At 72.6% G+C, this 12349-nt stretch carries 12 protein-coding genes; 6 read left to right on the top strand and 6 right to left on the bottom strand.

From position 1 onward, the window contains the following. Window positions 1-24 precede the first annotated feature (24 nt). Entirely contained in the window at window positions 25-1425 is a 1401-nt protein-coding gene (locus tag AC3ET3_RS13515) for an alpha,alpha-trehalose-phosphate synthase (UDP-forming) (RefSeq protein ID WP_435612195.1), read from the top strand. On the opposite strand, the gene otsB is transcribed toward AC3ET3_RS13515, so the two are convergent. From otsB to AC3ET3_RS13500, 3 genes are read right to left on the bottom strand one after another with little or no spacing between them, the layout of a single operon-like run. Continuing rightward, on the bottom strand, window positions 1410-2267 hold the full coding sequence (gene otsB, locus AC3ET3_RS13510) for a trehalose-phosphatase (protein ID WP_435612194.1): 858 nt from the start codon (window positions 2265-2267) through the stop codon (window positions 1410-1412). The genes AC3ET3_RS13515 and otsB overlap by 16 nt on opposite strands. An 18-nt stretch (window positions 2268-2285) precedes the next feature. After that, a complete protein-coding gene (locus tag AC3ET3_RS13505; protein WP_432138832.1) occupies window positions 2286-2504 on the bottom strand; it encodes a DUF3263 domain-containing protein in 219 nt (72 codons plus the stop codon). Window positions 2505-2526: 22 nt separating this feature from the next. Next, the gene (locus AC3ET3_RS13500) at window positions 2527-3804 is read right to left on the bottom strand and encodes an extracellular solute-binding protein (protein WP_435612241.1); all 1278 of its coding nucleotides are present in this window, start codon (window positions 3802-3804) and stop codon (window positions 2527-2529) included. Between the two features lie 170 nt (window positions 3805-3974). Between AC3ET3_RS13500 and AC3ET3_RS13495 the strand changes: the two genes are divergently transcribed. The 3 genes from AC3ET3_RS13495 to AC3ET3_RS13485 all read left to right on the top strand — a co-directional run bounded on the left by AC3ET3_RS13495 (window position 3975) and on the right by AC3ET3_RS13485 (window position 7241). Then, window positions 3975-4919: an ROK family protein gene (locus AC3ET3_RS13495; RefSeq protein WP_432138833.1), complete on the top strand. Its 945-nt coding sequence runs from the start codon at window positions 3975-3977 to the stop codon at window positions 4917-4919. 104 nt (window positions 4920-5023) lie between these two features. Beyond that, window positions 5024-6151 (top strand): N-acetylglucosamine-6-phosphate deacetylase, encoded by a 1128-nt coding sequence (nagA, locus tag AC3ET3_RS13490; protein WP_488187276.1) that lies wholly within the window; start codon window positions 5024-5026, stop codon window positions 6149-6151. 151 nt (window positions 6152-6302) lie between these two features. Beyond that, window positions 6303-7241, top strand: coding sequence for a 1-phosphofructokinase family hexose kinase (locus AC3ET3_RS13485; RefSeq protein ID WP_432157553.1), 939 nt, complete (start codon window positions 6303-6305; stop codon window positions 7239-7241). Between the two features lie 12 nt (window positions 7242-7253). Here the strand turns inward: AC3ET3_RS13485 and AC3ET3_RS13480 are convergent, their stop codons facing one another. Together AC3ET3_RS13480 and cdgB are read right to left on the bottom strand one after the other, a co-directional pair. Then, on the bottom strand, window positions 7254-8213 hold the full coding sequence (locus AC3ET3_RS13480; RefSeq protein WP_435612193.1) for a carbohydrate-binding protein: 960 nt from the start codon (window positions 8211-8213) through the stop codon (window positions 7254-7256). 151 nt (window positions 8214-8364) lie between these two features. Then, on the bottom strand, window positions 8365-10035 hold the full coding sequence (gene cdgB / locus AC3ET3_RS13475; protein ID WP_432138837.1) for a diguanylate cyclase CdgB: 1671 nt from the start codon (window positions 10033-10035) through the stop codon (window positions 8365-8367). Window positions 10036-10541: 506 nt separating this feature from the next. Here cdgB and AC3ET3_RS13470 point away from each other — a divergent pair. Continuing rightward, the gene (locus AC3ET3_RS13470; protein WP_432138884.1) at window positions 10542-11033 is read left to right on the top strand and encodes a flavin reductase family protein; all 492 of its coding nucleotides are present in this window, start codon (window positions 10542-10544) and stop codon (window positions 11031-11033) included. A gap of 93 nt (window positions 11034-11126) precedes the next feature. On the opposite strand, the gene arfB is transcribed toward AC3ET3_RS13470, so the two are convergent. Then, a complete protein-coding gene (arfB, locus tag AC3ET3_RS13465) occupies window positions 11127-11564 on the bottom strand; it encodes an alternative ribosome rescue aminoacyl-tRNA hydrolase ArfB (RefSeq protein WP_432138838.1) in 438 nt (145 codons plus the stop codon). A gap of 143 nt (window positions 11565-11707) precedes the next feature. Between arfB and AC3ET3_RS13460 the strand changes: the two genes are divergently transcribed. Continuing rightward, window positions 11708-12283 (top strand): TerD family protein, encoded by a 576-nt coding sequence (locus AC3ET3_RS13460; protein ID WP_432138839.1) that lies wholly within the window; start codon window positions 11708-11710, stop codon window positions 12281-12283. The last annotated feature ends 66 nt before the right edge of the window (window positions 12284-12349 follow it).

Raw genomic sequence — 12349 nt, 5'->3', positions numbered from 1 at the left:
ACCGGGCGGGCTAGGTTGTGGCGTATGGCTTCCACGCACGGTGCTGCCCAGGTCCTGGTCGCCTCCAACCGCGGCCCGGTCTCGTACACACGGGAGACGGACGGATCACTGACCGCCAAGCGCGGCGGCGGCGGACTGGTCTCGGGCCTGTCCGCCATCGGCTCGGACGCCGGGGCCCTGTGGGTCTGCTCGGCCCTGTCCGACGGTGACCGGGAGGCGGTGCGGCACGGGGTCGCCGAGCCGGGCACCCGGATGCTGGACATCCCGGCCGACGTGCACGCCGACGCCTACAACGGCATCGCCAACTCGGTGCTCTGGTTCGTCCACCACATGCTGTACCAGACCCCGCTGGAGCCGGTCTTCGACGCGGAGTTCCGGCGGCAGTGGGCGTCGTACGAGACGTACAACCGCGCCTTCGCCGAGGCACTGGCCGAGGAGGCCGCCGAGGGCGCGTCGGTGCTCGTCCAGGACTACCACCTGACCCTGGTCCCGGGGATGCTGCGCGAGCTGCGCCCCGACCTGCGGATCGGCCACTTCTCGCACACGCCCTGGGCGCCGCCCGAGTACTTCCGGATGCTGCCCGACGACATCGCCCGGCAGCTGCTGACCGGCATGCTCGGCGCGGACCGGCTGGGCTTCCTGACCCGGCGCTGGGCGGACGCGTTCACCGCGTGCTGCGACGCCGTCGTCGGCGGCGTCGGCACCACCCGGATCGGGGTGCACGGGCTCGGCGCGGACGCCGACTTCCTGCGCGAGCGAGCCCACCGGCCCGATGTGGCGGAGCGGATGGCGGCCCTGCGCGAGGAGATCGGCCCCGGCCGCAGGACGGTCGTCCGGGTCGACCGGACCGAGCTGTCGAAGAACATCGTGCGCGGGCTGCTGGCCTACGCCCAGCTGCTGGCGGACCACCCCGAGTGGCGCGAGCGCGTGGTGCACGTCGCCTTCGCCTACCCCTCCCGGCAGGACCTGGAGGTCTACCGCGCCTACACGGCCGAGGTGCAGCGGGTCGCCGACGAGGTCAACGCCCGCTACGGAACCCCCGGCTGGACCCCGGTGGTGCTGCACGTCAAGGACGACTTCGCGCGCTCCCTGGCCGCCTACCGGCTCGCCGACGTGGCCCTGGTGAACCCGATCCGGGACGGCATGAACCTGGTCGCCAAGGAGGTGCCGCTGCTGGCCGACGACGGCTGCGCCCTGGTGCTGTCCCGGGAGGCGGGGGCGTACGAGGAGCTGGGCGAGGACGCGATCGGGGTGAACCCCTACGACGTGACGGGCACCGCCCGCGCCCTGCACGAGGCGCTCACCCTGTCCCCGGAGGAGCGCGCCGAGCGCTCCAAGCGCTTGGCGGAAGCGGCGACCGCGCTGCCGCCGGCGCAGTGGTTCCTGGACCAGCTGACCGCGCTGCGGGCTCAGCCGGCGAGCTGAGCGGCCAGCGCCCGCAGCAGCCGTACGACGCCCTGCGGGCCGGGCACGACGAGGTCGGCCCGGTCCGCCAGCTCGGTGACCTCGGCGCTGCCGCTGCACACCAGCAGCCCGGGGACCCCCTCGGAGCGGAGTTCCTCCACGGCGGCGAAGGCGGGCAGGTCACCGAGGTCGTCTCCCGCGTAGAGGACGGCCCGGGCGCCGGTCTCCCGTACGTACGCCGTCAGCGCCACGCCCTTGTCCATGCCGGGCGGGCGCAGCTCAAGGACCATGCGCCCCGGTTCGAGGACCAGTCCGTGCCGGGCGGCGAGGGCGTCCAGCGGCCCGCGCAGCGCCTCGAAGGCGCCCTGCGGGTCCGCGGCCCGGCGGGTGTGCACGGCGACGGCCCGCCCCTTCTCCTCCACCCAGAGCCCGGACCGGCCGGACCGCTCCAGCAGCCCGGGCAGCTCGCCCCGCGCGGCGGCGACGCCCGGGTGCGGCTCCGGCGCGCTCACCTCGCCGGTGCGCGCGTCCCACCGTTCGGCGCCGTAGTGCCCCAGCACGGCCAGGTGGTCCAGACCACTGACCCCGGCGAATCCGCCGTACCGTACGGCCACCTCGGCGGGGCGCCCGGTGACCACGGCGACGGACGCCACCCGGGGCGCGAGGGCGGCCAGCGCGGGCACGGCGTCGGCGTGCGCCCGCGCCCGCTCCGGGTCCTCGACGATGGGCGCGAGCGTCCCGTCGAAGTCGAGGGCGACCAGGGTCTCGCCGGGCTTGCGCAGGATCGTTTCGAGCGCGTCCCGGCCGGCGGGGGTGCGCGGAGCGGGAAGGGGTTCCGTGGAGTGCGTCTCGTGGGTTCCCATACGACGACCCTAGCGGTGTCACCGCTCCGAGCGGCGGGCCTCGCGCACCCTGCGCAGCCGGTTGACGGTCACCGGGTCCTCGGCCAGCGCCTCGGGGTCGTCCAGGAGCGCGTTCAGCAGCTGGTAGTAGCGCACCGGCGACAGTCCCAGCTCCTCGCGGATCGCCCGCTCCTTCGCGCCGGGCCCGGAGAAGCCGCGCCGCTCCAGGCCGAGAATCGCCCGCTCCCGTTGCTCCATGCCCCGACCGTAACCCAGCGGTTCAGTCCGACACCTTGCTGTCCGCCGTGATCGCCTTGGTCTGCAGCTCGCCGAGGACGGAGGCCGGGTTGCCGACCGGTGCCACCGCGGCGCCGATCCGCTGCTTCACCACCGCGCTGACCGCGGCCCAGGAGGTGCGCCCGACGGGGTACAGCTCGGACAGCGGCAGCTCGTCGAGGAACGGCTTGAGGTCCCGGTCCTCCGGCGAGGAGTCCATGACCTCGCTCGCGGACGTCGTCACCGGCAGCAGGTCGTAGCGCCGGGAGAAGTCGAGCACGTTCTCCTCGCTGTAGACGAAGTTGAGGAAGTCGCCTATCTCGTCGGCGTGCCCGTTCTGCTTGAACGCCATCATCCAGTCGGCGACGCCCATCGTGGACTTGCTCGCGCCGTCCTTGCCGGGCATCGGCACCATGCCGTACTTCACGCCCTTCGCCGAGGCGGCCTTCATCAGCGACGGATGCCCGTTGAGCATGCCGACGTCCCCGTCGGCGAACGCCGCGAAGGCGTCGGCGCGGTTCAGCTTGCCGGGCGGGACGGGACCGGTCAGCCCCTTGCCGACCAGCTCGTTCTTCAGCCAGCCGAAGGTGGCGACGTTCTCGGTGGAGTCGAGGGTGTAGCCGCCGACCATCGAGGTGTAGCCGCCCCCGCCGCTGAGCAGCCACTGCATGGTCTCGGCCTGCGCCTCCTCCGGCCCGAGCGGCAGCGCGAACGGGTACTTCACGCCCTCCTCCTTCAGCGCCTCGGCGTCGGAGGCTAGCTCGGCCCAGGTGGTGGGCGGCTTGATGCCGGCCTTGGTGAAGAGGGACTTGTTGTAGAACAGCACGCGGGTCGACGCGGCGAACGGCATGCCGTACTGGACGCCGTTGACCTCGCCGGCCTTGGACAGCTGGGAGACGAAGTCGGCCTGGACGGGGATGGAGAGCACGTCGCCGGCCTTGTAGAGCTTGTCCGCGGCCGCGTAGTCGGAGTACGCGCCGATCTGCGCCATGTCGGGCGCCTCGCCCGCGTCGACCATCTCCTTGACCTTGCGGTCGACGTCGTTCCACGAGTAGACGGTGACCTCGACGTGCACGTCGGGGTGCTTCTCCTCGTAGCGCTGGACCAGCTCGCTCCAGTACTTCTCGGAGGTGTTGGCCGCGCTGTCGCCGTAGTCGGCGGCGACCAGCCGCAGCGTCACCTCGTCCGAGCCGCCGCCGAGCCCGCAGCCGGCGACGGCTCCCGTCATCCCCAGCGCGGCCCCCACCGCGATCACTCCCGTACGCCATGCGCGCCGCTGCACTGTCACTCCCGAGTTGTACGACATATTCCGCTTTGTTCCGCGATGTCCCGCGACTGGGTCGTCTGGACCACCATCCGAATACCGGATTGAGGTCTACACCACAAGGATTCAGGTCTACACCACGCAAGTGGACTAGACCTCTTGAGGGTAGTGGGGCCACACTGTCCCCCGTGAGACATGTCATCGCCCTCGACGTGGGCGGCACCGGGATGAAGGCCGCCCTGGCGGGGCCGGACGGCGCTCTGCTGCACCAGGCCCGCCGGGCCACCGGGCGCGAGCGCGGCCCGGACGCGGTCGTCGCCGGCATCCTCGACTTCGCCGCCGAGCTGCGGCAGTACGGCGCCGAGCACCTCGGCGGGCCCGCGGCCGCCGCCGGCGTCGCCGTCCCCGGCATCGTCGACGAGCCCGGCGGCATCGCCGCCTACTCGGCCAACCTCGGCTGGCGCGACGTACCCCTGCGCGCCCTGCTCGCCGACCGCCTCGGCGGCGTCCCGGTCGCCCTGGGCCACGACGTGCGCACCGGCGGTCTGGCGGAGGGCCGCGTCGGCGCGGCCCGGGACGCCGACCGGTTCCTCTTCGTCGCCCTGGGCACCGGCATCGCGGGCGCCATCGGCGTCGACGGCCGGGTCGAGGCGGGCGCGCACGGTTTCGCGGGCGAGATCGGGCACATCGTCGTACGGCACGGCGGCCCCGCCTGCCCCTGCGGGCAGCACGGCTGCCTGGAGCGCTACGCGTCCGCCGCCGCCGTCACCGAGGCGTGGGCGGCGGCGAGCGGGAACCCGGAGGCGGACGCGGCCGACTGCGCCGGGGCCGTCGCGTCCGGCGACCCGAACGCCGTCCGGGTCTGGCAGGAGGCGGTCGACGCCCTCGCCGACGGCCTGGTCACCGCCCTCACCCTGCTGGACCCCCGCACCCTCGTCATCGGTGGCGGCCTCGCCGAGGCGGGGGAAACCTTGTTCACACCGCTGCGGGAGGCCGTCCGGCGGCGGATCACCTTCCAGAAGCTGCCGGCGATCGTCCCGGCGGCTCTGGGCGACGCGGCGGGATGCCTGGGCGCGGGCCTGATGGCCTGGGATCTGCTCACCACCACTCGGACTCAGGAGGAACCGGCCTGATGGCAACCCCCTCAGGGACGCGGGACAGCGCCGACGTGCGGCTCCGCCGCGGAGCGCGAGAAGCGACCACCCACCCGCACCCCGCTCCGGCCGGCACCCCTCTGGTGCTCTCCGGCGCCGAAGTCGTCCTCCCCACCGGCGTGGTCCACGGCGGCCGCGTCGCCATTGAGGGCACCCGCATCGTCGCCGAACCGTCCCCCGAGGCACAGGTCGTCAACCTCACCGGCTGGCTGGTCCCCGGCTTCGTCGACCTCCACAACCACGGCGGCGGCGGCGCCTCCTTCACCTCCGGAACGGTCGAGGACGTCCTCACCGGCATCGACACCCACCGCCGGCACGGCACCACCACCCTCGTCGCCTCCACCGTCACCGGTGACATGGACTTCCTGACCCGGCGCGCCGGACTCCTGTCCGAACTGGCCGAGCAGGGCGACATCGCGGGCATCCACTTCGAGGGGCCGTTCATCTCCCCCTGCCGCAAGGGGGCCCACTCCGAGGCACTGCTGCGCGACCCGGACCCGGCGGAGGTGCGCAGGCTGATCGACGCCGCGCGCGGCCACGCGAAGATGGTCACCCTGGCCACCGAGCTGCCCGGCGGCGTCGACTCGGTGCGGCTGCTGGCCGAGCGCGGCGTGATCGCGGCGATCGGCCACACGGACGCGACGTACGAGCAGACCCGCGAGGCCATCGACGCGGGCGCGACCGTCGCCACCCACCTCTTCAACGCGATGCCCGCCCTCGGCCACCGGGCCCCCGGCCCGATCGCCGCCCTCCTGGAGGACGAGCGGATCACCGTCGAGCTGATCAACGACGGCACGCATCTGCACCCGGCCGCCCTGCAACTGGCGTTCCACCACGCGGGCCCGGGCCGTGTCGCCTTCATCACCGACGCGATGGACGCGGCCGGCTTCGGCGACGGCCTCTACAAGCTCGGCCCGCTGGCGGTGGAGGTCGCCGACGGCGTCGCGCGGCTGGTGGAGGGCGGGGCCATCGCGGGCTCGACGCTGACCCTGGACCGCGCCTTCAAGCGGGCGGTGACCGTGGACGGGCTGTCGGTCGAGGACGCCGTGACCGCCCTGTCCGTCAACCCGGCCCGGCTCCTGGGCATGGCCGACCGGATCGGCTCGCTGGAGCCCGGCAAGGACGCCGACCTGGTGCTGCTCGACGAGAACTTCGACGTGCGGGGCGTGATGCGGCGCGGCACGTGGGTGGTGGATCCCCGACTGGCCTGAGAAGTCCGTTCGTTGCGAGATGGTGACCGGCGCCGGGACTGCGCCGGCCGCCGTCCGTTTGGCATGATCGTGTCCCCCGGGGATCGCCCGCGAGCTCCGGGAAGCGGCACAGGACTGACGGCAACACACGCAATCGGGGGAGGTCGGCCCGGTGATCCTCACGGTCACGCTGAACACCGCTCTCGACATCACCTACCGCGTGCGGTCCCTGCGACCGCACACCTCGCACCGGGTCTCGGAGGTCTGCGAGCGGCCCGGCGGCAAGGGGCTGAACGTGGCGCGGGTGCTGGCGGCGCTCGGCCGGCCGGTGACGGTCACCGGCTTCGCGGGCGGCGCCACCGGCGAGATGGTCCGCGAGGGGCTGAGGACCCTCCCCGGGCTGACGGACGCCCTGCTCCCGGTGGCCGGTGCGACCCGCCGCACGGTCTGCGTCACCGACGAACGCACCGGTGACAGCACCCGGTTCAACGAGCCGGGTCCGATGGTCCGGCCCGCCGAGTGGTCCGCCTTCCAGCGGTCGTACGAGGCGCTGGTGGCCGGCGCGGACGCGGTGGCCCTGTGCGGGAGCCTGCCGCCGGGGGTACCGGTGGGGGCGTACGCGAGCCTGATCCGCACCGCGCGCGCCGCGGGGGTGCCGGTGCTGCTGGACACCGGCGGTGAGGCGCTGCGGCGGGCCGTCGCCGCCCGCCCGGACATCGTCAAGCCGAACGCGGACGAACTGGCCGAACTGACCGGCTTCCACGAGCCGACGCGCGCCTCGCAGGACGCCCGGCGGCGCGGGGCGCACTCCGTGGTGGCCACGCTGGGCGCGTCCGGCCTGGTCGCGGCGACCCCGGAGGGCCGCTGGCGGGCCACTCCGCCGGCCCGGGTGCGCGGCAACCCCACCGGCGCCGGTGACGCGGTCTCCGCCGCCCTCCTGGCCGGCCTGGTCACCCACCGCCCCTGGCCCGACCGCCTCGCCCACGCGGTGGCCCTCTCCGCCGCCACGGTCCTCTCCCCCACCGCCGGCGACTTCGACCGGCGGGACTACGAGGCGCTGGTGAACCGGGTGTCGGTGACGGGGGAGGCGAGCGCCGCCCAGGCGCGCTGACCCACCGAGGGGCTAACCCTTCACCTGGCCCTTCTTCAGCCAGAACTGGTCGAGGAGGACGTTGCACTTGTCGCCCTGCTCGCAGGAGACGGTGATGGTGTTGGTGCCCTTGGCGAGGGTGGGCCAGGTGTAGGTCTGGGTCCAGCCCTTGGAGAAGTCGCCGTCCGACGTGTGCGTGAAGTTGCCGTAGTTGATCTTGCTGCCGAAGGGCTTGCCGTTCACGGTGAGGGTCATCTCCTGGTCCTCACCGACCGTGCTGAAACGGCTGAAGAGGGTGTACGCCCCCTCCTCCGGGATCCCGTTCACCGTCCAGGTCACCGAGTTGCCGACCTGGTTGAGGTTGCCGACGTAGACGCCGCCCTCGGACTGGGCGCCCGGGATGTCGGAGGCGATGTTGGCGGTGCCGCCGAGGCGCAGGGCCTTGGCGTCGATGGTCGGCAGCTCGACCTCGGTGGCCTCGCTGGTGCTGGACTCGCTGGGTGTGGGGCTCGGGGAGGCGGACGCCGAGGCCGTCGGCTGGTCACCGCCCTTGCTCTCGTCACCGGTGTCGCCCTGCGACATGGCGACGGCGATGCCGACGACCACCGCCGCGACCACCGCGACCGCGCCGATCAGCAGCCCCTTGGTGTTGGGCCCGCCGCCCCGGCCGCCACCGCCGCCGGCGGGCGCCGGCTGCTGCCGGACGGGCGCGCCGCCGGGAAGGCTCTCCGGTGCCGCGTAGTGCGGGTTCGGCTGGCCGTAGGCGCCCTGCGGCTGGCCGTACGGCTGCTGCTGCTGGGGCACGGTCGACTGCCCGCCGTACTGCGGCTGGCCGTACTGGCGCTCGCCGACGGCACGCACCCTGCTCACCGAGTTCGGGTAGCCGTAGCCGCCGGAGGGCGGCTGGGCTCCGTTGGCCTGTCCGTCGGCGTAGAGGTAGCCGAACGGGTCGTCGTCCTCGGGCGTGCTCGCGCCGTTGTTGCCGGGCGTCATCCCTTCGTACTCCTCAACAGTGCGGGGCGGATGCGGTGCCGTTCTGAAGCGTGCGATCCAGGTCTGAAATAAGGGTGGCGAACTGCGAGCCTACCCGTTCCCTGGGGCCCAAACGGGTGACTCGGATCGCACCAACTCGCTGACCTGCGCCTTATCCCGCACGTCTGTGCTGTTTGGGACGAGATCGTTTCTCGACGTACATACGTTCGTCGGCTGACTTGAGGACTTCGTCCGCGGTCATGCCGCAGTGCGCCCACCCGATGCCGAAACTGGCGCCCACCCGGACCGCCCGGCCCTCGGCGCGGATCGGCTGGATGATCTCGTTGCGCAGGCGTACGGCGAGGTCCTGGGCGTCGGCGCGGCCGAGGCCGTCGGCGAGGATCACGAACTCGTCGCCGCCGAGCCGGGCCACGGTGTCGCCGTCGCGCACGCCGTCGGACAGCCGCCGGGCCACCTCGATGAGGACGGCGTCACCCGCGTTGTGCCCGAACCGGTCGTTGATCGACTTGAAGCCGTCGAGGTCGCAGAAGAGCACCGCGAGGCCCTTGGTGCCGTCGTCGCGGCCCTCCTCGGGCGCCACGGTGTGCACGTGGTGGTCGAAGGCGTCGTAGGTGTCGAAGCCGCCGGGCCGGAAGTCGAAGCCGTGGCCGTTGGCGTCGTGCGCGGCCTGCCCGTGCACGGGGTCGTGGGAGTCGTAGGCGTCCACGGCGGCCGGGTGCGCGGACTGCGGGCGCCGGCAGAGGCGGGCGGCGAGGCGGGAGCGCAGTTCGGCGGAGTTCGGCAGGCCGGTCAGGGAGTCGTGCGAGGCACGGTGGGCGAGCTGCAGCTCGCGGCGCTTGCGCTCCTCGATGTCCTCGACGTGGGTGAGGAGGAAGCGGGGGCCGTCGGCGGCGTCGGCGACGACCGAGTTGCGCAGGGACACCCAGACGTAGGTGCCGTCCCGGCGGCCCAGGCGGAGTTCCGCGCGGCCGCCCTCCGCGGAGGTGCGCAGCAGGGTGCCTATGTCCTCGGGGTGTACGAGGTCGGAGAAGGAGTAGCGGCGCATCACGGAGGCCGGGCGGCCGAGCAGCCGGCACAGGGCGTCGTTGGTGCGGAGTATGCGCCCGTGCTGGTCGCCGCCCATCTCGGCTATCGCCATGCCGGAGGGGGCGTACTCGAAGGCCTGCCGGAACGACTCCTCGCTGGCGCGCAGCGCCTGCTGCTCGCGCTCCAGCCGGACCAGGGCCCGCTGCATGTTGGCGCGCAGCCGCGCGTTGCTGATCGCGATGGCCGCCTGGAACGCGTACATCTGCAGCGCCTCGCGGCCCCAGGCGCCGGGCAGCCGTCCGTTGCGCGGCCGGTCCACGGACAGGACGCCTATCAGCTCGCCGCCGGAGCCGCCCGGCACGGCCGGCGTGTACATCGGGGCGAACAGGCGGTCGCTGGGGTGCCACTCGTCCTCGAAGCGGGGGGCGGGCCCGTCGGTGTACCACTGGGGGACGTCGTCGTCGTCGAGGACCCAGCCCTCGGTGTGCGGTATGAACACCAGGCCGCCCCAGTGCTCGCCCATGTTCAGCCGCCGCTCCCAGGACTCGCGGGATCCGACCCGGCCGGTGATCAGCGCCTCGGCCGCGGGGTTGCCGGAGAGCGCGGCGACGACGAGGTCGCCGTCGGGGCGCACCAGGTTGACGCAGGCCAGTTCGTAGCCGAGCGCGGTGACCACGCCGTCGGCGACCGTCTGCAAGGTGTCCGCCAGGCTGCGGGCCGTGTTCATGTCGGCCATGACCTGATGCAGCTGTCGCAGGGACGCAAGGCGGACGTACGGCTCCGACTCGGTCTCCATGCTCGCCCTCCCCCCGAGACTTCGCAGCGAATCAAGGGTTGTCTTCGGCGCTATCTTCTCGGTGGTGTCCGGTGCAGCGTCTCCGCCACTGAATCACAGCGCGCTCCCCACTCGGTACACAGGGTCAACAATTCCTGCCCCTTGTGACTCAAGTCACAGCGAAACGTGAACAATTGCGTGGAGATTCCGCGCTTTCTACGTCTTCAGAACCGGCCGTGCCTGCCACTTCTCCGCCTCTTGCGCTTCTCCCGCACCTTCCCCGCAATTCCCCGCGCGTTTACCGAAGGCGCCCGACCGAGTATGCGGCACCCCGCTCGGACCACGGTCCTAGGACTCTTCGCCCACCTTCCTCGGCCCCGTCTCGGGCGGGGGTCCGATGTGCGCCGCCGACGACGGACACTAGCGTTCCCAGGGTGCTGACGACTTCTTCCACCGCGCCTTCCCCGTCACCCGCCGCCCGCGCCGGGCATGCTGAGGGGGTGAGCGACGACGCGTTCCGGGCCGCCATGTCCCGGCTTGCCGGCGGCGTGGTCCTGGTGACCGCGCAGGAGCCGTCGCTGGACCCCGACGACCCGGACGCGCCGCCCGGCGAGGACATCGGCATGACGGCCACCTCCTTCGTCTCGGTCTCCCTGGAGCCGCCGCTGGTCATGGTCAGCCTGCGCACCGGCTCCCGCATGGACGACCTGCTCGACGAGCAGCCCCGGTGGGCGGTGTCGGTCCTCGCCCAGAACCAGCGCCACATCGCGGGCCGGTTCGCGATGAAGGGGCGGATCAGCGACCGGCTGCTGTTCGAGGACATCGCCTGGACCCGGGGCGAGGTGTCCGGCGCGCCCCTGGTGGGCGGCGCGCTCGCCGCCCTGGAGTGCAGCACCGAACAGCGGGTCACGGCGGGCGACCACACCCTGGTGATCGGCCGCGTGCGGGCCACCCACCTGCCGGGCGTGGAGGGCGGCCCGCTGGTGTACTTCCGGGGGCGGTACCGGCAGTTGGGGTGAACCCACCCACCTCCACCTCCACGTCAGCCGGCGCCGCGGAACTCCGCCGGAGGGCGCTCACCCCGATGCCGGCGACTTCACCGGCATCGGTCTCTAACCCCAGTCCCGCGCGGAGCGCCCCCGTTTCGTCTCGGAGCGCTGCTTCTTCTCCCGGAGCCGGCGTTCGTTGATGCCGCGCGGGATGCGGGTGGGTCTGCGCGGCTTGGGAGGGGGCGCGGTGGCCTCGGCCAGGAGCGCGGCCAGGCGTACCGCGGCGGCCTCACGGTTGCGCCACTGGGACCGGTGCTCGGAGGCCCGTACGGTGACGACGCCGCCGACGAGCCGGCCGGCCAGCCGGTCCAGCGCGCGCCGCTTCCACACCTCGGGCAGCGCCTCGGTGCGGGCGAGGTCGAAGCGCAGCTCCACCTGGGAGTCGCTGGTGTTGACGTGCTGGCCGCCCGGCCCCGACGACCGGGAGAAACGCCACATGAGCTCGGCCTCGGGAAGGGCGACCGAGCCGCGGATGGGATAGGGACCGGACATGCCGTCCATGTTCCCGGCTCTGTCCGGTTCACGTCACGCGAATATCCGTGGGTAAAGAAAGTAAAGCGAGCTGGAACCTCCCGCACCCCTCGCCGCGTTCATAGAGGTAGTAGCTTCTTGCCGTAACGCACCGAGGGAAGGGACTCCCAACAATGGCTGTAAGCCTGTCCAAGGGTGGCAACGTCTCGCTCACCAAGGAGGCTCCGGGCCTGACCGCCGTCACCGTGGGCCTCGGCTGGGACGTCCGCACCACCACCGGGACGGACTTCGACCTCGACGCCTCCGCGATCGCGGTCAACTCCCAGGGCAAGGTCTACTCCGACGCCCACTTCGTCTTCTTCAACAACAAGCAGACGCCGGACAGCTCCATCGTCCACACCGGCGACAACCGCACCGGCGAGGGCGCCGGCGACGACGAGGCGATCAACGTCAACCTCGCCGCCCTCCCCGCCGACATCGAGAAGATCGTCTTCCCGGTCTCGATCTACGACGCGGAGAACCGCTCGCAGAACTTCGGCCAGGTCCGCAACGCCTACATCCGCATCGTCAACCAGGCCGGCGGCGCCGAGATCGCCCGCTACGACCTCTCCGAGGACGCGGCCACGGAGACGGCCATGGTCTTCGGCGAGCTGTACCGCAACGGCGCCGAGTGGAAGTTCCGCGCGGTCGGCCAGGGCTACGCCTCCGGCCTGGTCGGCATCGCCCAGGACTTCGGCGTCAACGTCTGAGAACGAGTCCGGGCGGTCCGTCGCCGAGCGACACGATTCCCGGAACCCGGCTGCCGCACCGCCGGT

It is taken from the genome of Streptomyces sp. bgisy159, from assembly GCF_057707805.1.
Note: the sequence above shows the minus strand (reverse complement) of the source record. Positions and strands in the feature narration are given on the sequence as shown.